The following is a 22,063-nucleotide window of genomic DNA, read 5'->3' as shown; positions in this document are numbered from 1 at the left end:
GCTTGGCGGAAAGTACAGTACCTTAATAGGAGTAAATAGTAATGAAACGTTTTCTTGGAACAACCGCAATTATTCTTTCTTTGACCGGCCCGGCATTTGCTGCGTCCCATGCCACAAACGGCATTGGCAGCACTGTTGCGCAGCCGTCTGATTTCTTTGCATCCGACCTGATCGGCATGCGCATCTATAACGCCGAAACTGAAATCGACGCCAACATGACTGTCGTCACCGGTGCTGAAACCGAATGGGACGATATCGGCGAGATCAATGATATTCTGCTGGATGAAAACGGCGATGTAAAAGCTGTTATTCTGGGTGTTGGCGGCTTCCTTGGCATGGGCGAACGTGACGTGAGTGTCAGCATGGACAGCATCAAGGTGCTGAAGGCCGAAGGCGATTCGGACGACCGTTTTCTGGTGGTGACAACATCGAAAGAGATGTTGGAGCAGGCCCCCGAGTTTGACCGTGACATGGACGACGACATGGAAAAAGCCGAAGCTGCTGCAACGACCGAAATGTCCGACACAGCGACATCTGCCGAGATGGCCAAAGACGAGCCCGCAAATGATCGTCCGATGTTGACCCGTCCGGCTGTCGAATATGAAGGTTATGCAGAAGCCAACGTCGAGCAAATGCAAGCTCTGACAGCTGAAGACCTGGACGGGGCCTATGTCTATGGGTCCGACAATGAAACAGTCGGCGAAGTTGGCAGCCTGATCCTGGGTGACGACGGCCAGGTGAAAGAAGTCGTGATCAATGTTGGCGGTTTCCTTGGCTTGGGCGAAAAGCCGGTCGCGGTGACATGGGATGAATTGCAGGTCCTGAAAAACGCTGAAGGCGATGATTTCCGCATCTACATCGACAGCAGCAAGGAAGCCCTTGAAGCACAGCCCGAATACCGGAACTAAGTCGAAACCGCGTATGAATATTCGGGAAATTTGTATTTCTTGACCTGAATAAAGGGCCATTTCCAACTGGAAGTGGCCCTTTTTTATGCGTTTATTCATCTTCCATCGGCCATGATCGACAGGCAACTTGCACGGTGCGATGCATTTCGTTATCCCGTGGCCAATCTTAACCTTGTCGGAGAAAACCACATGGCCAGACCCAAAATTGCGCTTATCGGCGCTGGGCAGATCGGGGGCACGCTTGCCCATCTCGCAGCAATCAAGGAACTAGGTGACGTCGTTTTGTTCGACATCGCCGAAGGTGTTCCTCAGGGTAAGGCGCTTGATATCGCCGAATCCGGTCCATCGGCAAAGTTCGACGCGACCATGTCAGGTGCAAATGACTATGCTGATATCGCTGGTGCTGACGTTTGCATCGTTACAGCCGGTGTTGCCCGCAAGCCCGGGATGAGCCGTGATGATCTGCTGGGCATCAACCTGAAAGTGATGAAATCCGTTGGCGAAGGCATCGCAGCCCACGCGCCAAACGCCTTTGTGATCTGTATCACAAACCCGCTTGATGCGATGGTTTGGGCTCTGCGCGAATTCTCCGGTCTGCCACACCACATGGTTTGCGGCATGGCTGGCGTTCTTGATTCGGCACGCTTCCGTCACTTCCTTGCCGCCGAATTCAACGTGTCGATGAAGGACGTTACCGCGTTCGTTCTGGGCGGCCACGGCGATACAATGGTGCCACTGACACGCTATTCGACAGTTGCGGGTATTCCTTTGCCTGATCTGGTGAAAATGGGTTGGACCTCACAGGATAAACTGGACGCGATCGTTCAGCGCACCCGTGATGGCGGCGCGGAAATCGTTGGGTTGCTGAAAACCGGTTCGGCGTTCTATGCGCCAGCGACTTCGGCGATCGAGATGGCCGAAGCCTATCTGAAAGACCAAAAGCGCGTGCTGCCCTGTGCGGCATATGTCGACGGTGCTTACGGTCTGAACGGTTTCTATGTTGGCGTTCCAACCGTGATTGGTGCCGGCGGCATCGAACGTGTTGTCGAAATCTCGATGGATAAAGACGAGCAGGCGATGTTCGATAATTCTGTCAATGCCGTCAAAGGCCTGGTTGATGCTTGCAAAGGTATCGACGGCTCGTTGAGCTAAATCTTTACTGGCGGGGCGCTGAAATCAGCCGCCCCGCCAATTTTTCCCACCTGTTTGCTGTTGCGCGCCATCCGACACGGGCCGTCTATCCCAATTCAATGGACATGCTGATTTGCACCCTCCGTCACGGTATTCGCCAAAAGCGCGAAGATCAGCGGAAGCCTGGCCCCGTTGTGATCACATGAAAAAATTCCGTGATCACAAATCTAAAAACTTTTGATTAATTCGAATTTTTTGCGGGTTTTGGTGCGCAAACATGACCCGAAACGGACGTCTGTGCGTGACAGTATCGAAAATACCGCTATCTATAAGCTGAACGAGACGAGAAAAGGAATCCATCATGGCTGATGTGAACCGGGGCAACCGCCCGCTGTCACCACACCTGACGATCTACCGCCCGCAACTAACCTCAATGTCGTCGATCCTTACCCGGATCACTGGCAACGCGATGCTGGTCGCAGCGCTGCTGATCGTGTGGTGGTTTCTGGCCGCGGCAACATCGCCCGAAGCATTTGCAACAGCCAACGGATTTATCACCAGCTGGTTCGGCGACCTTGTGATGTTCTTTTCATTGCTGGGCCTTTGGTATCACACCCTTGCAGGCATCCGGCATCTGATCTGGGACAACGGCTATGGGCTGGATATCCCGACAGCTGAAAAAATGGGCTGGGCGGCATTGGTCGGTTCGGTCGTTTTGACCATTATCACCGCGCTGATCATTTAAGGGGAACAGACATGGCTTATTTGACAGACCGCAAACGCGCGCTCGGTATGGGGTCGGCAAAATCCGGCACTGCACATTTCTGGGCGATGAAAGTCAGCTCGGTTGCGCTGCTGATCCTGATCCCGCTTTTCGTCTTTACCTTTGGTGCGGCACTGGGCGGCACCTACGAAGAGGTGTTGGCCTATTACGCCAAGCCTTTCCCCGCAATTATTGCAGCACTGACACTGACCGTTGGGTTCAAGCACTTTAACGATGGTGTGCAGGTGCTGATTGAGGACTACGTTCACGGTTTGGCGCAAAAGATTGCCATCATCCTGATGACTTGCCTCAGCTACGGCGCGGCGGCGGTTGGGCTTTTTGCCATCGCACGCATCGCGCTTTAACACAGATTTCGCAGGACGGGAGACCGAAACATGGCTGCATACGAATATGAAACGCATGAATATGACGTGGTTGTTGTGGGGGCCGGCGGTGCAGGTCTGCGCGCGACCCTCGGCATGGCCGAACAGGGCCTGAAAACAGCCTGCGTCACCAAAGTTTTCCCGACACGGTCGCACACTGTTGCGGCGCAGGGCGGCATCGCGGCATCCCTGTCGAACATGGGCCCCGACAATTGGCAGTGGCACATGTATGACACCGTCAAAGGGTCCGACTGGCTGGGCGATACCGATGCGATGGAATACCTTGCCCGCGAAGCGCCCAAGGCGGTTTACGAGCTTGAGCATTACGGCGTTCCATTCTCGCGCACTGAAGCTGGCAAAATCTATCAGCGTCCGTTCGGTGGCCACACCACAGAATTCGGCGAAGGCCCCCCCGTTCAGCGCACCTGTGCGGCTGCTGACCGTACCGGCCACGCGATTTTGCACACGCTTTACGGCCAATCGCTGAAGCATAACGCTGAATTCTACATTGAATATTTCGCCATTGATTTGATCATGTCCGATGATGGCGTGTGTCAGGGCGTTTTGTGCTGGAAGCTGGATGACGGTACCATGCACCTGTTCAGCGCCAAGATGGTTGTTCTGGCAACGGGCGGCTATGGCCGCGCCTATTTCAGCGCAACATCGGCGCACACCTGTACAGGTGACGGTGGCGGTATGACCGCGCGTGCAGGTCTGCCCCTGCAGGACATGGAATTCGTTCAGTTCCACCCGACCGGCATCTATGGTGCCGGCTGCCTGATCACCGAAGGCGCACGCGGCGAGGGGGGGTATCTGACCAACTCCGAAGGCGAACGCTTTATGGAGCGGTATGCGCCGACCTATAAAGACCTTGCCAGCCGTGACGTTGTTTCGCGCTGCATGACGATGGAAATCCGCGAAGGGCGCGGTGTGGGCGAAAACAAAGACCACATTCACCTGCACCTGAACCACCTGCCCAAAGAAACGCTGGATTTGCGCCTGCCGGGCATTTCTGAATCCGCGCGTATTTTTGCCGGTGTTGACCTGACCAAGGAACCGATCCCGGTTCTGCCGACGGTGCACTATAACATGGGCGGCATTCCCACGAACTATTGGGGCGAAGTGTTGGCACCCACCGCCGACAAGCCTGACAACATCGCACCCGGTCTGATGGCTGTGGGCGAGGCGGGCTGTGCCTCTGTTCACGGTGCAAACCGTCTTGGGTCGAATTCGCTGATCGACTTGGTTGTCTTCGGTCGCGCTGCCGCGATCCGCGCCAAGGATATTGTTGATCCGTCGACACCCGTGCCGACGCCAAACCAGCGGTCGATCGACGCGGCGTTCAACCGGTTTGACGGTCTGCGTTACGCCAAGGGCGACATCGCCACCGCCGAATTGCGCCTTGAGATGCAGAAAACCATGCAGGCCGATGCTGCCGTGTTCCGCACCGACAAGACGCTGAACGAAGGCAAAGTGAAAATGGACGAGGTCGCAGGCAAGGTCGCTGACCTTAAGGTGACGGACAAGTCGCTGGTCTGGAACTCTGACCTGATGGAAACGCTTGAGCTGACCAACCTTATGCCAAACGCTGTGGCCACGATTACCGCAGCGGCTGCGCGCAAGGAAAGCCGCGGGGCACACGCCCACGAGGATTATCCTGATCGCGATGACAAGAACTGGCGCAAGCACAGCCTTGTCTGGTTCAAAGGGAACGAAGCGACCCTGGGCTATCGTGGCGTGCATCTTGATCCTTTGACCACCGAAGAAGAAGGCGGCATCGACCTCAAGAAAATCGCACCAAAAGCACGCGTTTACTAAAACTCTTGCTCCGCTCTGGTACTCACTGGGGCGGGGCATACACGAACCAAAGGAGCCCCCTGTGACACGAGCCGGAACCACATTCCATAATATCGTTGAAGGTCTGCGTCATCGCGCGGCCCGTCCGGCTGTGTTTGGGGTGGTGCTGATGGCTGTTGGGCTGTCTGCCTGTACAGAGGCATCCCAGCGGGTTGATGCGATCGCCCGCGAAGGCGCGAAAGGTGTGGTTACCGAAACCATCGCCACGCGGTTTCCCCAGGTGCCAAAGCAGCTGATCACGCCGTTCACCGATTGTATCATCGACAATTCCGACGCGGCCGAGATACGGGTATTTGCGAAATCGGCAGTTATCGGCGTAGATGATACGACCGTTGCGACAGTGCGCACCGTGTTGGCACGCCCTGAAACAGTACGCTGTTTGTCGCAAAATAGCCTGGGCCTGACAGGAACACTTGGCTGATGGGGCTTGAGCGGGGAAGCAGCATGATGGCTGACCAGATCAAAAAAGCTGAAATGGACAGCTTGCGGGCTCGTTTCCGGACAGGGTCGCCCCAAGAGCGGGCCAAGATCAACGCAATGTTGGGCCCGGTCGAGATTGAATTTGCCGATATCAGAATGGTTGTCGATCCGCGGGACAACTATACAGAAACCTGCATTTGGCTTGAGGGGCACCCTCCCGAGCTGAAATCCCTGCTGGCATTGGTCAAACTGGTCGAGCAGCGCAATGCCCTGGTTTTGGACATTGGTGCGAATTGCGGCGCGTTTACCATTCCTCTGGCGTTGGCCAGCGGGAAAGGGTCGCGCGTAATCGCCTTTGAACCGAACCCGATCATGATTGGCCGCCTTGGCCTGAATGTGCAGATCAACGATTTGACCGAAGTTGTCAGAATAGAAGGCTGTGCATTGTCTGATCGCGACGGAGAGGCGATGCTTAATTTTCGCGGGCACAACTATGGGCAGGCGTCCTTGAAAGAGGTGCAAGGCCGGATGCGCAATGGCGGAACCTTGGTCCCGACGCGCCCGTTGCGTCATTTCACATCTGCGTCTGAAAACCACGATTTCACCCTGCTCAAGATTGATGTCGAAGGGGCCGAAGCCTTGGTTCTTGACCCCATTCTGGACGAGGCAAAATCCGGCGGATGGCTGCCTGATGCAATCCTTATCGAAGTGCGGCATGCCCAGCAGTGGCAGACCGATCTATGTGCAAAAATACTGGCCAGCGGTTTCGAAGAAACGATGCAGGCCGAAGGAAATGCGCTTTACCTTTTGAAGAAGTAAGCGCTGGAAATTATTGAAAACGGGTAACTGCCCGGCAGACCAGGAGAGGCGATATGGTTCAACTCACGCTCCCAAAGAATTCCCGGATGACATCCGGCAAGACATGGCCAAAACCAGAGGGTGCAAAAAACCTCAAGCAGTTCCAGATTTACCGCTGGAATCCGGATGACGGGAAGAACCCTGCCATCGACACATATTTCGTCGATATGGATACCTGCGGCCCGATGATCCTGGACGCGCTGATCAAGATCAAAAACGAGATTGATCCCACCCTGACCTTCCGCCGTTCGTGCCGCGAAGGTATTTGCGGATCTTGCGCGATGAACATCGACGGGATCAACACGCTTGCCTGTACCTACGGCGTGGACGAGGTTTCGGGCACCGTAAAGATTTACCCGTTGCCGCACATGCCTGTGGTCAAGGATTTGATCCCCGACCTGACGCATTTCTATGCGCAGCACGCGTCGATCCAGCCATGGCTTGAAACCAAAACAGCGGCTCCTGCGAAAGAATGGAAGCAGTCGATCGATGACCGCGCCAAGCTGGACGGTCTGTATGAATGCATCATGTGTGCGTGCTGTTCGACATCCTGCCCCAGCTACTGGTGGAACGGCGACCGCTATCTTGGACCAGCCGCATTGCTGCATGCCTATCGTTGGTTGATCGACAGCCGCGACGAGGCGACAGGCGAACGTCTCGACGAGCTTGAGGACCCCTTCAAGCTGTACCGCTGCCACACAATCATGAACTGCGCCAAGACCTGCCCCAAGGGTTTGAACCCGGCAGCGGCGATTGCGAATATCAAAAAGATGATGGTCGAACGCACCATCTGATCAGATTGACCCACCCCGATTTTGTCGGGGTGGGTCGGCGATTTTTTCATGCCCCTTTTATTGCTTGCCTTTTTTGTCGTGTTTTTGGTCGCCTCGTACTTCTGGCGGCGCAAAAGCCCCGGGCGCGGCTGCCGCTGGCGCAAAGATAACACCCGCGACAAGGGCAGCTTGAGCTTTTACCACTGCGTTGCCTGCGGTGCCGAAGCCTACACCGCCACAAACGGCACCCCGAAAGACTGCAAATCCAAAGTGACCTCGCGACCGCTTTGATCAGGGTCCTCGACAGAACCATTGATCGTCGAATAGCCTTTGTTCTGTGACAGGGGGATCCATGACAGATAAAAATTTCAAAGCTGATGTGATTGTCGTTGGTGCCGGCCTTGCCGGGATGGTGGCCGCACATGAGGCAATCCTGCGCGGTCGTCGGGTGCTGATGATTGACCAGGAAGGCCCGCAAAGTCTGGGCGGTCAGGCGTTCTGGTCGCTTGGCGGGCTGTTCATGGTCGACACCCCCGAACAACGCCGGCTGGGCATTCGCGACAGCCCCGAACTGGCACTGCGCGACTGGATGGGGTCAGCGCAATTTGACCGCCCCGAGGATGCGAACCCGCGTGCCTATGCCACCCGTTTTGTCGAATGGGCTGCGGGCGACATGCGCGGATGGCTGCACGGGCTGGGCATGCGGTGGTTCCCTGTTGTGGGTTGGGCCGAACGTGGCGGCGCGATGGCAGGCGGGCACGGGAATTCGGTTCCTCGTTTTCACATTACTTGGGGAACCGGCACCGGTGTGGTCGCCCCCTTTGCCAAGCTGATCCAGGACCATGCTGTTGCAGGGCGGTTGCACATGGCGTTCCGCCACAGGGTTAACGCGCTCGAGGTCGTAAACGGTGCCGTGACGGGGGTATCCGGTGAGGTGCTTGAGGCGACCACCAAACAGCGCGGCGAAAGCACAAGCCGTGCCCCCATCGGCACTTTTCACCATCAGGCCGAAGCGGTGATTTTGACGACAGGTGGCATCGGTGCCAACCATGATCTGGTGCGGCAGCACTGGCCGACAGGTCGGCTGGGCCAGCCCCCCAGTCGCATGGTGTCGGGCGTGCCGGACTATGTTGACGGAAGGATGCACGGTATTGCTGCCAATGCAGGTGCGGGTCTGATCAACGAAGACCGGATGTGGCATTATTGCGAGGGCGTCGAGAACTGGAACCCGATCTGGCCCAATCACGGCATTCGCATTTTGCCCGGGCCGTCTTCGATCTGGCTGGATGCCAAGGGCGACCGGATGGAGGCTCCCTGCATGCCGGGTTTCGATACCCTATCGACGCTCAAGCGGATCTTGCGGGCCGGGGACCACAGCTGGTTTATCCTGACTCAAAAGATCATCGAAAAAGAATTCGCCCTGTCCGGGTCAGAGCAGAACCCCGACCTTACCGATGGTGGATGGCGCGATGTATTGAAAGCGCGGCTTGGCAAAGGGGCTACGCCCGCAGTCGAGGTATTCAAGGAAAAAGGTGCGGATTTCATTGTTGCGGATCGGTTGGACGAACTGGTCGCCGGTATGAACAAACTGACGCCGGACCAACCGCTTGATCTGGACCATCTGCGCAACCAGATCGCAGCGCGGGACGGGCAGTTGGATAACCCGTTTTCCAAGGATGCCCAGATTACGGCGATCCGTGGGGCACGTGCCTATCGCGGTGATAAACTGATCCGCACCGCCAAACCCCACGCCATTCTGGACGCGGAAAACGGCCCGCTGATTGCGGTCAGGCTGAATGTTCTGACACGCAAAAGTCTGGGCGGTTTGCACACTGATTTGCAGGGCAGGGTCCTTACGCCAGAGGGCGACGTTTTGCAGGGGTTGTATGCCGCTGGTGAAGTCTGCGGCTTTGGCGGCGGCGGGTATCACGGGTATAACGCGCTTGAGGGGACATTCCTGGGCGGGTGTCTATTTTCGGGCCGCATTGCAGGACAAAACGTATGAACGAACCCAAAGACGCGGCAGCACGGCGTGCGGTCAAACCGGTAATCTGTTATCCGGTGGATACGCTGCCGGTGCCGGATATGGCGGCGTACCACGCTGCGCGGGACACGATGACCAAGGTAGACGAGTTGCTAGTGCCGCCACGCGAAGCAGGGTGCTTTACCGTGCCGGCGGGGCACTTCTTTCGAATTGTCAGTGTCGAAGGGCCGCAGGTCGGTGATTTGAACCTGTGGGCGCGCGACAATATTAACGAACGTTTCTATTCCGGGAAAACCCGCGCGCTGCACGGCACGCATATCACAACGGGCCAGCGGATGTGGACAAGCTTTCCGTATCTGCGACCGATGGCGACCATCACCCATGACACGCTTGGCTGGTACGGCAAGGACGCATTTGGCGGTTCGGTGCATGACGTCATCGGCACCCGCTGCGACCCCTATACGCATAACTTGCTGGCAGGGGGGCAGTATCACCATTGCTGCCATTCCAACCTGACCCGCGCTTTGGCAAACCACTTGGGTGTGTCTGTAGCGGAGGCTGAGCCACATGTGCATGACGTGTTGAACGTGTTTATGTGCACAGGCTTTACCCGCGACACCGGCCAGTATTTTATGAAGGCAAGCCCCGTTCGGCCCGGTGATTATCTTGAGTTCTATGCCGAGATTGATCTGTTGGGGGCGCTAAGCGCATGTCCGGGGGGCGATTGTTCGGCAGAACATTCGTCTGATGCCGCTGCCTGCTATCCGCTGCTGGTCGAAATCTTTGCCCCTGATGCAGATTACCTTGGCGCGGCTTCGCAACCTGCGCCCAATGGTTATGACAGGTCACACGGCACTTGAACCCCTTGGCAGGGTTCAAGCCGTTTAGATAATTTTATGCGTCGGCAAAGGCTGCTTGCAAAGCGATCTCGACCATGTCGCCAAAGGATTTTTCACGCTCCGATGCAGGCAGCGCCTCGCCGGTTTGCAGGTGGTCGCTGACCGTCAGCACCGCCAAAGCGCGGCGTTTGTGACGGGCCGCCAAGGTATAAAGCTCGGCTGCTTCCATTTCGACACCCAGAATCCCGTGACGCACCATCTGTTCATCCAGATCGGGGCGTTCGGCGTAAAACACATCAGACGAATAGATGCCGCCCACATGGGTATTGGTGCCTTTTGCTTTTGCTGCGATAACGGCTGCTTGCAACAATGACCAATCGGCGCAAGGTGCGAAATTCATTTCGCGGAATATACCGGAGGAAGGAGATGTTATTGTGGTCGCCGTCATTGCGATAATAATATCGCGAATTCCCACATGGGGTTGCATACCGCCACATGATCCGATGCGGATCAATGTTTTGGCCCCGTAGTTGGTAATCAATTCGTTCGCATAGATGGAAAGCGAAGGCATTCCCATTCCTGATCCTTGAATGGTCACACGGTGGCCATTCCAAGTGCCGGTAAAGCCAAGCATGCCGCGTACTTCATTCACAAGTGTCGCGTCTGTTAAAAACGTCTCTGCCGCCCACTTTGCCCGATAAGGGTCGCCTGGCATCAGAACCGTTTCAGCGATTTCACCTTCTTTGGCACCAATATGAATCGTCATTTTTGATAACTACCGCTCTAAGTAAAAAAAGTGCCCCAATCCTGGGACACCCTATTTTTTCGTTAAAGGTAAAGTTCAAATCGCCAGATCATCCGGGGAGACACCCTTGGCTGTCAATTCACGGAACCAATTCGGCTGGCGACCTTTGCCAGTCCATGTCTGGGTCTTGTCAGCCGGGTTCGCAAATTTGGCGGCCGCCTTAACCCCTTTGGATTTTTTTGCACCCGAAGATACTTCGTCCAAAGAAAAACCAAATTCGGCTGCCGCTTTTTCAGCCGCTTTACGGGCCTCAACACGGTCACGGTCATAGGCCGATTTGATTGCGATCTTTACATCTTCCAGCAAGGTCTCAAGCTGCTTGTGAGACATGGCGTCCAGATTAATGCTCATTATACCAGTCCCTAATATTTAACTACATTCCATCCTTATGCGAATATAGAGATGAAACAAAGAATAAAAATTCTAAAGATTTTATTCCGCTGCAATTGTATCGGGGTCTGCAAGTATTACGATATCTTGCATTATTGTGTTCAACTCAAAGTCTTTAGGCGTATAAACGCGGGCAACGCCCATTCCGAGTATCCGGATTTTATCATCCTCTGGAATAATACCGCCCACAACCACAGGGATATGTCCAAGCCCTGCCTGACGCATTTCATTCATTAAGTCTTGGACCAGTGGGATATGGGAGCCGGAAAGAATAGACAGGCCCACAACATGGTGATTGCCGTCTTTTGCGGCTTTGACGATTTCTGACGGGGTCAGGCGGATACCTTCATAGGTAATATCCATGCCGCAATCGCGGGCGCGCACTGCAATCTGTTCTGCACCATTCGAATGGCCATCAAGCCCGGGCTTCCCAACCAGAAAGCTAAGCCGGCGACCCAGACGGGTGCTGACGGCATCCACGGCCTCGCGTAGTTCATCCAGACCTTCGGTCTTGTTCGACCGCCCTGCGGCAACCCCTGTCGGTCCACGGTATTCGCCGTGTACGGCCCGCATTTGCGCGGCCCATTCGCCTGTGGTTACACCGGCCTTGGCGGCGGCAATTGACGGTTCCATCACATTGCGCCCTTCGGCGGCGGCGGCGCGCAGATCGGCAAGAGCTTTGTCAACGGCGGCCTGATCACGGGTGTCGCGCCACGCATTCAGACGGTTGATCTGGTCAGCCTCGACGGCGGGGTCAACGACCATGATCCCGCCGTCGCCGGTCATCAGCGGCGAGGGTTCGCCCTGCTGCCATTTATTCACGCCGACAACGATCGTTTCACCCTGTTCGATCCGGCCCAGACGGTCGGCATTGCTTTCGACCAGTCGCGATTTCATGTAATCGATCGCAGAGATAGCGCCGCCCATGCCGTCAAGATTGGCAAGCTCGGCACGTGCGCCTTCTTTCAACGCTTCGACCTTGCGGTCGACGGCGGGGTTGCCATCAAACAGGTCGTCGAACTCCAACAGGTCGGTTTCATACGCCATGATTTGCTGCATACGCATCGACCATTGCTGATCCCACGGGCGCGGCAGGCCAAGAGCTTCGTTCCAGGCGGGCAATTGAACGGCACGGGCGCGGGCGTTTTTAGACAGCGTGACGGCCAGCATTTCGATCAGGATACGGTAGACGTTATTTTCCGGCTGCTGTTCGGTCAGGCCAAGAGAGTTCACCTGAACCCCATAGCGGAACCGGCGGAACTTGGGGTCTTCGACGCCATAACGCTCAAGGCAGATTTCATCCCACAGATCGCCAAAGGCGCGCATCTTGCACATCTCGGTCACGAAACGAATACCGGCATTCACGAAAAAGGAGATGCGACCAACCAGTGTCGGGAAATCTTTCTCAGGCACGCGGGGGCGCAGGGCATCCAAGACAGCTGTCGCGGTGGCCAGGGCAAAGGCCAATTCCTGTTCGGGCGTCGCACCGGCTTCTTGAAGGTGGTAGGAACACACATTCATCGGGTTCCATTTCGGCACGTTGGTATAGCAATATTCGGCGACGTCGGCGATCATCTTCAGCGACGGGGCAGGCGGGCAGATATAGGTGCCGCGCGACAGGTATTCTTTGATCAGGTCGTTCTGAACCGTGCCTTGCAGGGCCGATACATCCGCACCCTGTTCTTCGGCTACGGCAATATAAAGCGCCAACAACCACGGTGCCGTCGCGTTGATGGTCATCGAGGTGTTCATCTGCTCAAGCGGGATATCCTTGAACAGCATCCGCATGTCGCCCAGATGGCCGACAGGCACACCGACCTTGCCCACTTCGCCCCGCGAAAGGATGTGATCGCTGTCATAGCCGGTTTGTGTCGGCAGATCGAAGGCGACGGAAAGGCCGGTCTGACCTTTGGCCAGATTGCTGCGATACAACGCATTGGATGCCTCGGCGGTAGAGTGTCCGGCATAGGTGCGGATCAGCCAGGGGCGGTCTTTTGTTTGTTGCGACATGGTGCGGCCTCTCGTGAATCGGTAGGGTAATAATATTGCGTTGAAAGACTGATACTTGAAATAATCAGGCGGTGTCAATTCGCTGCATTGCGGCATTATCGCATTGATTTCGGGGCAGGGTCCACATTATTTGCAAAGGCGACCGCGAATGACCCGTTATTGTAGAAAATTTGGTCAAATCTTATTCGCAGGCCGCGTTCAGCCAAACGGCGAATTCATAGATTTTCATTGCCCAGTCCGTTTTCCTTCTGCAAGTGTGGGCCGATGACGCAGACCATTGAACTTCCTATCTGGCTATTCGTCGTGATTTTGCTTTTTGCGACTGTCACGGCATTAAGCCATTTTTTATTGCCCTCGGTACGCTGGTTTTTCCGGCTGCGCCTTGAACGTGCGGTTGCCCGTCTGAACAAACGCCTGACGCGCCCGATTGAACCGTTCAAACTGGCGCGGCGTCACGACATGATCCAGCGGCTGATCTATGATCCGCAAATCAGCCAGGCGATTGCCGATCACGCCCGCGAAGAGGGCATTCCCGAAAACGTCGCGTTCCAGCAGGCCCGCCGCTATGCCCGCGAGATCGTGCCCAGTTTCAGCGCCTTCGCCTATTTCAGCTTTGGCATCCGGCTTGCGCGGTTTCTGGCAAATACCCTGTACGAGGTACGCACCGGCAAGGACAACGCTGCCGTTATCGAAAAAATACCCGGCGACGCGACGGTGATCTTTGTCATGAACCATCGCAGCAACATGGATTATATGCTGGTGACCTATCTGGCGGGCGAGGCATCGGCATTGAGCTATGCGGTGGGGGAATGGGCGCGGGTTTGGCCGCTGAGCGGGTTGATCAGATCAATGGGCGCTTATTTCATCCGGCGCAAATCACGCGGTGCGCTGTATCGCAAAGTCTTGGCGCGCTATGTGCAAAAGGCGACCGAGGGCGGCGTGACCCAAGCGGTGTTCCCCGAAGGCGGGCTCAGCCTTGATGGCAAGTTGATGCCGCCAAAGATGGGGTTGTTGGGCTATGTTGTCGGTGCTGACCTGACCGACCGTGACGTGGTGTTTGTGCCAGTCGCCATCAACTATGATCGGGTTTTGGAAGATCGGGTTCTGATCGAAGCAGATCTTGCCGGGACGCGGCGATTCAAGGCGCGCATATCGGTGATCCTGATCTTTATTTTGCGCAAAACGTGGCTGCGGATACGTGGCAGGTTTATGCGTTTTGGCGAGGCGGCCGTGGTTTTTGGCGAACCGGTCCCTTTGCGGGACTATGGTGACAAGCCGGATGTTGACCGGTTGGCCCAGGATCTGATGGGGCGGATCGCAGACGAGATGCCGTTGCTGTTTGTGCCACTGATGGCGCATCTCATGCTGTCGACCAAGACGCCGCTGACAGAGGATGCCCTGAGGGCCGAAATGGCGCGGCTGTTGAAAAAGGCGAAGCCGACGATCGACATTCCCCATACGGATTTTGACGGGGCCGTTCAAAAAGCGCGCGAACATATGGTGCAGCGCGGCATGGTGATTGCAGTCGACGGGGGCTTTGCCGCCGACCCTGATGAGCTGCCTATCCTGAACTACTATGCCAACTCGATCGCACATTTTTTCATCTGAGGCCGCAGGTCTTGGGATTTGCTGCGACTGCAAAGTTATAAAATTACAAATAATGCCCAAATACGGTTGCATTGTTGCGCCGTGGGCAATATCTCACTTTTAGACGCCGCGATTCTGCACTGCGGCACAAACGAATTCTGATAGTGGAGGCACGCATGGCCCTGGACACCAATATCGCGCAATACGACGCACCGGAAAAAGACCTGTACGAAATCGGTGAGATCCCTCCGATGGGGTATGTCCCCAAGCAAATGTACGCATGGACCATTCGCCGTGAACGTCATGGCAACCCGAACACCGCCATGCTGGAAGAAGTCGTCGATGTTCCAACGCTCGACAGCCACGAAGTGCTGGTTCTGGTGATGGCTGCGGGCGTTAACTATAACGGTGTCTGGGCTGCCTTGGGCAAACCGATCAGCCCGTTCGATGGCCACAAACAACCCTTTCACATCGCCGGTTCCGATGCCTCGGGGATCGTCTGGGCGGTTGGTGACAAGGTGAAGCGCTGGAAAATCGGCGACGAAGTGGTGATTCACTGCAACCAGGATGACGGCGACGACGAGCACTGCAACGGCGGCGACCCGATGTATTCGCCCAGCCAGCGCATCTGGGGCTACGAGACCCCCGACGGGTCATTTGCCCAGTTCACAAACGTGCAGGCCCAGCAGCTTATGCCGCGGCCCAAGCACCTGACCTGGGAAGAATCCGCCTGCTATACGCTGACGCTGGCCACGGCATATCGCATGCTGTTCGGTCACGAACCACATGACCTGAAGCCCGGTCAGAACGTGTTGGTCTGGGGCGCATCGGGTGGTTTGGGATCTTATGCGATCCAGCTGATCAACACAGCGGGTGCGAATGCGATTGGCGTTATCTCGGATGAATCCAAGCGTGATTTCGTCATGGATCTGGGGGCCAAGGGCGTTCTGAACCGCAAGGACTTTAACTGCTGGGGGCAGATGCCCACGGTGAACACGCCCGAATATGCCGCCTGGTTCAAAGAGGCCCGCAAGTTTGGCGCGGCGATCTGGGAAATCACCGGCAAGGGCGTCAACGTTGATATGGTGTTTGAACACCCCGGCGAGGCGACATTCCCCGTGTCCACATTCGTCTGTAAAAAAGGCGGCATGGTTGTGATCTGCGCCGGTACATCCGGTTTCAACCTGACGCTTGACGTGCGCTATATGTGGATGCACCAAAAGCGCTTGCAGGGCAGCCACTTTGCGCATTTGCAGCAGGCGTCTTCGGCGAATAAACTGATGCTCGAGCGCCGTTTGGACCCTTGCATGTCGGAAGTATTCACATGGAATGACTTGCCCGATGCGCACATGAAAATGTTGGCCAACGAGCATAAGCCGGGGAACATGTCGGTTCTGGTCCAGTCGCCAACGACCGGTCTGCGGACTTTGGAAGACGCGCTGGAAGCCGGAAAATAAGCAAACAGTTTAGATTGTTGGCCCAATCGCCCGCGAATCGTTCATCCGGTTCGCGGGCGATTTGCGTTCTAGGGGCACCTCTTGGGGAAACAGTGTCTTGTCTCGGGGTCAACCCACCAGAATTGGGGAGTTGGAAAACGCGAATTTACGGAAATATCGGCACATGTTATGGTTGTATTAATCAAAAATTAACCAAAAAGGTGAGATTCTTAACATGCAAAGTGACTGGATATTGGACGTTCTCACCGATCTTAAAACTTTCGCGACAATCAATGGCTTTCCTGCTTTGGCAGAACAGCTTGATGATACCGCGATTGTAGCAATGGCCGAGATCTCCGCCCGTGAAGAAGGGACTGGAAGAAAACCATATGGTAACGATCTCTCCAAAGCTCGACCAGATATTGGAGGCGCTGGAACAGGCCGCCACGCTTGAGGGGCTGCAAACCGCGAGCGAGGCCCTGCGCGACCATTATGGGGTTAATCACATCGTCTATCACTGGGTCGATTCAGCGGGGGATCAATACGGCTGCGGCACCTATTCGGTGGCCTGGCAGGAACGGTATCTAGCGCAGAATTATCTGCGCATCGATCCGGTCGTTTCGGGTTGTTATCAGCGGTTTCATCCGGTCGACTGGAAACGACTGGACTGGACCAGCAAAGCCGCGCGCGCCCTGCTTTTGGAGGCAATTGAATACGGGGTTGGCAATCAGGGCTTTAGCGTGCCCATACGCGGGCCGAACGGGCAATTCGCGCTTTTTACCGTGAACCATTCATGCAGCGATGCCGAATGGGAAGGTTTTGCCGAAGCCAACCGCCGTGATCTTATTTTGATTGCGCATTACTTTAATGAAAAGGCGTTGGAGATTGAGCCCGCCCGCACACCGGAAATTGCCCAAGCGCTATCGCCAAGGGAAATTGACGCAATGACGTTGATTGCGATTGGATTTAGCCGCGCGCAGGTTGCGCAGACATTGTCGATTTCAGAACATACCTTGCGCGTCTATATTGAGAGTGCGCGTTTCAAGCTGGGTGCGCTGAATACCACCCATGCTGTGGCGCGCGCATTGAGCCGCGGGCTGATCGTCGTATAGCGGAAGGTGCAAGGGGGCCGGCCCCCGCCTTTCAGGCTCCCCCGGGATTTGATCCCATTTGGAATAAAAAGTTGCACCTTCTACCGGTTGAGCGGGCGTTGATAACGGGAGCCGTTAAATAAGCCAGATGTATTGCCACCCCTGATGATCACTGGGGGCGCGGCAATTCATGTTGAGATATATTTACGGCGACGAACTGGGCGACCATCCGAAACTTGCCGCAAGCATGTTCCGGGACAGGGCCGTGCAATTCAAGGATCGGTTGAAATGGGATGTTCGGGTCGATGCGGACGGGTTTGAAAGGGATGAATATGACGACCTGAATCCGCTTTATGTGATGTGGGAACTGCCCGGAGGGATGCATGGCGGGTCAATGCGGTTTCTACCCACCACCGGACGCACGATGGTGAACGAGCATTTTGCCGATCTGTTGACGGGGCCGATTTGCAGCCCGTTGATCTGGGAATGCACACGGTTCTGCCTGGGCGCGCAAGCGTCTGCGCATGTCGCCGCAGCATTGATGTTGGGCGGAGGCGAAATCATGCAAGGGTTCGGCATCGCGCATTTTGCGGGGGTCTTTGATGCGCGGATGGTGCGGATTTACCGGATGACGGGATCGTCGCCCGAAATTCTTGGCAGCAGTGGCGCGGGGCTATCGAAGATCAGCGTGGGGCTTTGGAGTTTTGACGCCAGTGCGCAGGCCTGTGTGGCGGACAGGGCTGGCGTTTCGCCGCAGCAATCCGGGGCATGGTTCCAGCAGCGCTTTGGCCCTGATTTGCGCAGGAAGGCAGCGATTAACGGCTAAGCTGTCTGGCCCCCGGCGCGGCCCTGATTTAGGGTCGCGCCATGACAACACCTTTGCTTACCTTTTCAGATGATCAGGCCGCTGCTTTCGACAGCATCGCCGAAATGTTGCGTCTTGCCGGGATCAATCTGGAAGACAGCCTGCTGATGCCCCCCGCCGGGGGCAAGGATCAGGTCATGGCTGTGACCGGAAAGGCCGGGTCAGGCAAAACGCTGCTGCTGGCGGAGCTTTATAAAGCGTTGGAAGCGGCGGGTGTTGATATCGTATCGGGCGATTATGAATCCCGCAAACGCAAGGACAAGCGGTCGCTTGCGATTTTGGCCCCCACCAACAAGGCTGCGTCCGTGTTGCGCTTGCGCGGTGTTCCGGCGACGACGATCCACCGCATCTTGTACACCCCCGTTTACGACCCCGAATATGAACGCATCGCCGAATGGCTGGCCGGCAATGGCGAGCGTCCGGTGATCGAGGGCATGAACGAGGTGTCGCTTGATCGGGCCGAGGCATTTTACGCCAATAACAAATCGATCCCGGGCGCGTTGGCTGCGGCGGGTTTGCGGGGCAGTGATTTCATCACAGGCTGGAAGCGCCGCGAAGAGCCGTTGGATATCGGGTTGGTTGATGAAAGTTCGATGCTGGATGACAAGCAGTTTGAGGATCTGAAAGAGATTTTTCCGACGTTGCTGTTGTTTGGTGATCCCGCGCAGCTTGCCCCTGTCGGCCAATCCGGCACCATGGTGTTTGAGAAACTGCCGGAAAACCGCGTTTTGAACCTGAGCCGCATCCACCGCCAGCAGGCCGATAACCCCATCCTTGATCTGGCCCATGCGCTGGCAGACCCTGAACTGACGTTCGAGCAGTTCGAGAGGATGGTTGAGGCGGCCTCGAAGAAGGATGATCGCGTGGTCTGGGGGCAACGGGTCGAGGTTGATTTGATGGCGCGGTCCCCCGTGCTGGTGTGGCGCAACGCGACGCGCATCCGGTTGATCAACGCCTTTCGCGCTGTTCACGGTGCGCCCGAAGACGCGCTGCTTGAGGGCGAGCCGTTGATTTGTGACGGGATCGAACTGCCGGTGAAACATCGCAAGAAGCGGCTGGATCTGGAAGCGCGCGGCCTGATCAAGGGTGCGCAGGTGATTTATCTGGGCAATGGGCGCAAACCGGGGTTCAGCCGCTTGCATGTGATGGGGGCCGAAGACCCGCAGATTTCAGCGGCATCAATCGTAAAGATTGAAAAGCCGGACGAGGAAGAGCCCTTTATCCCTTTTGCCGCACGGATGGGGGCCACGTTCCTGCATGGGGCGGCGGTCACCATTCACAAGGCGCAAGGCAGCCAGTGGGACACCGTTCAGGTGTTTGCGCCCGATCTCTACGCAGCGGCGCGTATGGGGCGGTCAGAGGCGGGGCAACCCTTGTGGAAGCGTCTTGCCTATGTCGCGATCACGCGGGCGCAGGAGCGGCTGATTTGGGTGGTGCGCAACCGCCTCTCAAAACCGACCGGCGTGTTGCGTGTGGATGATCTGCGCGCTGTTGCGGCAGCGCCATTAAGCCTGGATATTCAGACTGAGGAGGAAGAAACATGAACACCATTTTGATCACAGGGGCGAGTTCCGGCATCGGGCGCGCCACGGCAGAGCTGTTCTTGGATCAGGGGTGGCGCGTCGGCTTGGTTGCGCGCCGTGCGGAGCGTCTGGCTGAAATCGCCGATGCACATCCCAATGCTGTCGCACTGCCTGCGGATGTGACAGATGCAGCCGCAATGCGCGCCGCCTTCGAAAGCTTTGGCCACATCGACGTGTTGTTTAATAACGCGGGGCTGTTCGGTATGTCCGGCCCCATCGACGAAATCCCGCTCGAGGTCTGGACCGAGGTGATGCAGGTCAACATCAACGGCATGTTCATCGCCGCGCAATTGGCGTTCGAGCAGATGCGCAAACAGGCAGACGGCGGGCGCATCATCAACAACGGGTCTTTGTCCGCCTATGTGCCGCGGCCCGGATCGGTCTGCTATACCATGAGCAAACATGCGGTGACGGGCCTGACGCGCACGCTGTCGCTGGATGGACGGCCGTTTAACATCGCATGTGGGCAGATCGACATTGGCAATGCAGAAAGCGAACTGGTTGCAGACCTCAAGGCTGCTAACCCCGACATGGACACGATGGATGTCAAACACGCGGCATCATCGGTGCTGCACATGGCGCAAATGCCACCCGAAGCGAACGTGCAATTCATGACAGTGATGGCGACGAAAATGCCGTATATCGGCCGCGGTTAGCGGCGGATCATCGCAAAGGCAGCCGAGGCCAGCCAGCCGGCCGCAATGGCGATGGCCAGCGACAAGAGGCCGTAGATCAACGACTGCTCGCGCGACAGGTTGTAAAGCCAGCGTTCCAGGCCGACTTTGCGCACGTCGATCAGGGTGTTGTACTGCGCGATGACCTTGCCTTCGCGTGTCAGGAAAATCCGGGTGTCGTAATCGCCTTCGACCAAGGCGGCAGGCAGTTGGACATTTGCGCGAAACAGCGTCTGCTGGTCGACGCTCACGCCTGCTTCGTTCAGTTGATACTGGTTGGCTTTGGTACGGATACGGATCAGCGCTTCGGTGAAGGCGGCGGAATCGCTGATGTCCATTGGCGCGCCAACTGACCTGATCGCGCGCGGGACCGATATTTTATAGCGCAGGTCCTCGACCCGGCTCAGAACATCGCGCAACGGGCCGCTGGTGGCCACGGCGTAAAAGCTGGGCGCGCGGTCAACCTCGACCGCGTCGGTGTTCACCCAGATCCCGAATTTCTTTTCCTTGCGGCGGACCACGACCGGCTTTGAGGGGCCGGACACGGTCACAACCACCTGCAATTGAGACGTATTGGGGATCGGCGTTTCGCGTTTCACGGCCCCGAAGATGATGATCTCGGACCCGTTGAAATTGGTGGAAATGGACACTTGGGTTTGGTTCAGCCCCAAAACGATGTCTTCTTCGGCCTGTGCGATTGACGCAAAGGCCAGACAGGCAAGCGCTATCGCCATGCATTGCCGGATCATGAGGCGAACCCGATTGAATACAGTTCATTCGGTTGCAGCAAGAGATCCAGCGCCAGTTTGCCGCATACGGCCAGAACCAGCAGGGCCAGCAGAATGCGCAATTGTTCCGCCTTGAGCTTGGTGCCGAGCGTTGTGCCGAATTGCGCGCCGATCACCCCACCGATCAGCAGCAGAACGGCGAGGACAATATCAACGGTATAGTTGGTCGTCGCGTGCAGCAATGTGGTGAAAGCGGTCACAAACAGGATCTGGAACAGCGATGTCCCGACAACGACTTTGGTCGGCATCCCCAGCAGATAGATCATCGCCGGAACCATGATAAAGCCGCCGCCAACCCCCATGATCGCCGCCAGCAGACCCACGAATGCCCCCACCAACAGCGGCGGAATGACCGAGATGTACAACCCCGTGACCCGAAACCGCATCTTGAACGGTAGCTTTTGAATCCAGGTGTGTTTCTTGCGGGGCTGACGTTTGCCCGACCGGGTTTTGTAAAGCGCGTTGAGCGATTCAATGAACATCAATGCGCCGATGATCCCCAGAAAGATCACATAGCAAAGGTTCACCAGCAAATCGACTTGGCCAAGAGATTTCAGGTGGTTGAAGATGCTGACACCCGCGGCAGCGCCGACCAGCCCGCCGATCAGCAAAACGGTGCCCATCCTCAGGTCTACGGTTTTGCGTTTAAGATGGGCCAGCAAGGCCGATACGGAGGAGGCGACAATCTGGTTCGCCCCGGTGGCCACAGCCACAGCAGGCGGAATGCCGATAAAGAACAAAAGCGGCGTAATCAGAAACCCGCCGCCCACGCCAAACATGCCTGAAAGCACGCCCACAATACCGCCCAGTCCCAAAAGCAGGAACGCGTTAACCGAAATCTCGGCAATGGGCAGGTATATTTGCATATAGGCTGTTATCCTGATTTGCGGATTGAAATCAATTGTGGATGCTGCGCTG

The 22,063-nt window shown here is 56.5% G+C and carries 22 protein-coding genes; 17 read left to right on the top strand and 5 right to left on the bottom strand.

Annotation, left to right across the window (positions count from 1 at the left end):
• Positions 1-41: 41 nt before the first annotated feature.
• The 11 genes from ACSQ13_RS14030 (at position 42) to ACSQ13_RS13980 (ending at position 9,937) form a co-directional block, all read left to right on the top strand.
• On the top strand, positions 42-908 hold the full coding sequence (locus ACSQ13_RS14030; protein ID WP_295510798.1) for a PRC-barrel domain-containing protein: 867 nt from the start codon (positions 42-44) through the stop codon (positions 906-908).
• A gap of 189 nt (positions 909-1,097) precedes the next feature.
• The gene (gene mdh, locus ACSQ13_RS14025; RefSeq protein WP_176248089.1) at positions 1,098-2,060 is read left to right on the top strand and encodes a malate dehydrogenase; all 963 of its coding nucleotides are present in this window, start codon (positions 1,098-1,100) and stop codon (positions 2,058-2,060) included.
• 340 nt (positions 2,061-2,400) lie between these two features.
• Positions 2,401-2,784: a succinate dehydrogenase, cytochrome b556 subunit gene (gene sdhC / locus ACSQ13_RS14020; protein ID WP_176248090.1), complete on the top strand. Its 384-nt coding sequence runs from the start codon at positions 2,401-2,403 to the stop codon at positions 2,782-2,784.
• 11 nt (positions 2,785-2,795) lie between these two features.
• Positions 2,796-3,167: a succinate dehydrogenase, hydrophobic membrane anchor protein gene (sdhD, locus tag ACSQ13_RS14015; RefSeq protein ID WP_176248091.1), complete on the top strand. Its 372-nt coding sequence runs from the start codon at positions 2,796-2,798 to the stop codon at positions 3,165-3,167.
• 30 nt (positions 3,168-3,197) lie between these two features.
• A complete protein-coding gene (gene sdhA, locus ACSQ13_RS14010) occupies positions 3,198-5,003 on the top strand; it encodes a succinate dehydrogenase flavoprotein subunit (RefSeq protein ID WP_176248092.1) in 1,806 nt (601 codons plus the stop codon).
• A 61-nt stretch (positions 5,004-5,064) separates the two neighbouring features.
• A complete protein-coding gene (locus tag ACSQ13_RS14005) occupies positions 5,065-5,463 on the top strand; it encodes a hypothetical protein (protein ID WP_255200050.1) in 399 nt (132 codons plus the stop codon).
• 23 nt (positions 5,464-5,486) lie between these two features.
• A complete protein-coding gene (locus ACSQ13_RS14000) occupies positions 5,487-6,281 on the top strand; it encodes an FkbM family methyltransferase (RefSeq protein ID WP_295510793.1) in 795 nt (264 codons plus the stop codon).
• A gap of 53 nt (positions 6,282-6,334) precedes the next feature.
• On the top strand, positions 6,335-7,114 hold the full coding sequence (locus tag ACSQ13_RS13995) for a succinate dehydrogenase iron-sulfur subunit (protein WP_176248094.1): 780 nt from the start codon (positions 6,335-6,337) through the stop codon (positions 7,112-7,114).
• Between the two features lie 48 nt (positions 7,115-7,162).
• Entirely contained in the window at positions 7,163-7,384 is a 222-nt protein-coding gene (locus tag ACSQ13_RS13990; RefSeq protein ID WP_176248095.1) for a hypothetical protein, read from the top strand.
• Positions 7,385-7,445: 61 nt separating this feature from the next.
• The gene (locus ACSQ13_RS13985; protein WP_295510790.1) at positions 7,446-9,098 is read left to right on the top strand and encodes an FAD-binding dehydrogenase; all 1,653 of its coding nucleotides are present in this window, start codon (positions 7,446-7,448) and stop codon (positions 9,096-9,098) included.
• On the top strand, positions 9,095-9,937 hold the full coding sequence (locus ACSQ13_RS13980; RefSeq protein WP_295510787.1) for an urea carboxylase-associated family protein: 843 nt from the start codon (positions 9,095-9,097) through the stop codon (positions 9,935-9,937). Before ACSQ13_RS13985 ends, ACSQ13_RS13980 begins: the two co-directional genes overlap by 4 nt.
• 34 nt (positions 9,938-9,971) lie before the next feature.
• On the opposite strand, the gene deoD is transcribed toward ACSQ13_RS13980, so the two are convergent.
• The 3 genes from deoD to ACSQ13_RS13965 form a co-directional block, all read right to left on the bottom strand.
• Positions 9,972-10,682, bottom strand: a complete 711-nt coding sequence (gene deoD / locus ACSQ13_RS13975) for a purine-nucleoside phosphorylase (RefSeq protein ID WP_176248098.1) — start codon at positions 10,680-10,682, stop codon at positions 9,972-9,974.
• A 75-nt stretch (positions 10,683-10,757) separates the two neighbouring features.
• Entirely contained in the window at positions 10,758-11,072 is a 315-nt protein-coding gene (locus ACSQ13_RS13970) for an H-NS histone family protein (protein WP_176248099.1), read from the bottom strand.
• Between the two features lie 81 nt (positions 11,073-11,153).
• Positions 11,154-13,217 (bottom strand): methylmalonyl-CoA mutase family protein, encoded by a 2,064-nt coding sequence (locus tag ACSQ13_RS13965; protein WP_435988117.1) that lies wholly within the window; start codon positions 13,215-13,217, stop codon positions 11,154-11,156.
• A gap of 168 nt (positions 13,218-13,385) precedes the next feature.
• Here ACSQ13_RS13965 and ACSQ13_RS13960 point away from each other — a divergent pair, with 168 nt between their 5' ends.
• The 6 genes from ACSQ13_RS13960 to ACSQ13_RS13935 all read left to right on the top strand — a co-directional run bounded on the left by ACSQ13_RS13960 (position 13,386) and on the right by ACSQ13_RS13935 (position 20,339).
• Positions 13,386-14,729 (top strand): 1-acyl-sn-glycerol-3-phosphate acyltransferase, encoded by a 1,344-nt coding sequence (locus ACSQ13_RS13960; protein ID WP_295510783.1) that lies wholly within the window; start codon positions 13,386-13,388, stop codon positions 14,727-14,729.
• A gap of 155 nt (positions 14,730-14,884) precedes the next feature.
• Complete coding sequence (gene ccrA, locus ACSQ13_RS13955) at positions 14,885-16,165, top strand: crotonyl-CoA carboxylase/reductase (RefSeq protein ID WP_176248102.1); 1,281 nt, start codon at positions 14,885-14,887, stop codon at positions 16,163-16,165.
• 368 nt (positions 16,166-16,533) lie between these two features.
• Entirely contained in the window at positions 16,534-17,256 is a 723-nt protein-coding gene (locus ACSQ13_RS13950) for a helix-turn-helix transcriptional regulator (RefSeq protein ID WP_295510780.1), read from the top strand.
• A gap of 169 nt (positions 17,257-17,425) precedes the next feature.
• Positions 17,426-18,061, top strand: coding sequence for an acyl-homoserine-lactone synthase (locus tag ACSQ13_RS13945; RefSeq protein ID WP_176248104.1), 636 nt, complete (start codon positions 17,426-17,428; stop codon positions 18,059-18,061).
• Between the two features lie 41 nt (positions 18,062-18,102).
• Positions 18,103-19,644: an ATP-dependent DNA helicase gene (locus ACSQ13_RS13940; protein ID WP_176248105.1), complete on the top strand. Its 1,542-nt coding sequence runs from the start codon at positions 18,103-18,105 to the stop codon at positions 19,642-19,644.
• Complete coding sequence (locus ACSQ13_RS13935) at positions 19,641-20,339, top strand: SDR family oxidoreductase (RefSeq protein ID WP_176248106.1); 699 nt, start codon at positions 19,641-19,643, stop codon at positions 20,337-20,339. The genes ACSQ13_RS13940 and ACSQ13_RS13935 overlap by 4 nt, the downstream gene beginning before the upstream one ends.
• On the opposite strand, the gene ACSQ13_RS13930 is transcribed toward ACSQ13_RS13935, so the two are convergent.
• Together ACSQ13_RS13930 and ACSQ13_RS13925 are read right to left on the bottom strand one after the other, a co-directional pair.
• Positions 20,336-21,106, bottom strand: a complete 771-nt coding sequence (locus ACSQ13_RS13930) for a TIGR02186 family protein (RefSeq protein WP_176248107.1) — start codon at positions 21,104-21,106, stop codon at positions 20,336-20,338. The two genes, ACSQ13_RS13935 and ACSQ13_RS13930, sit on opposite strands and share 4 nt — an antisense overlap.
• The gene (locus ACSQ13_RS13925) at positions 21,103-22,011 is read right to left on the bottom strand and encodes a sulfite exporter TauE/SafE family protein (protein WP_176248108.1); all 909 of its coding nucleotides are present in this window, start codon (positions 22,009-22,011) and stop codon (positions 21,103-21,105) included. The genes ACSQ13_RS13930 and ACSQ13_RS13925 overlap by 4 nt, the downstream gene beginning before the upstream one ends.
• Positions 22,012-22,063 lie beyond the last annotated feature (52 nt).

This window comes from Sulfitobacter sp. SH22, from assembly GCF_965641905.1.
GTDB lineage: Bacteria > Pseudomonadota > Alphaproteobacteria > Rhodobacterales > Rhodobacteraceae > Sulfitobacter.
Note: the sequence above shows the minus strand (reverse complement) of the source record. Positions and strands in the feature narration are given on the sequence as shown.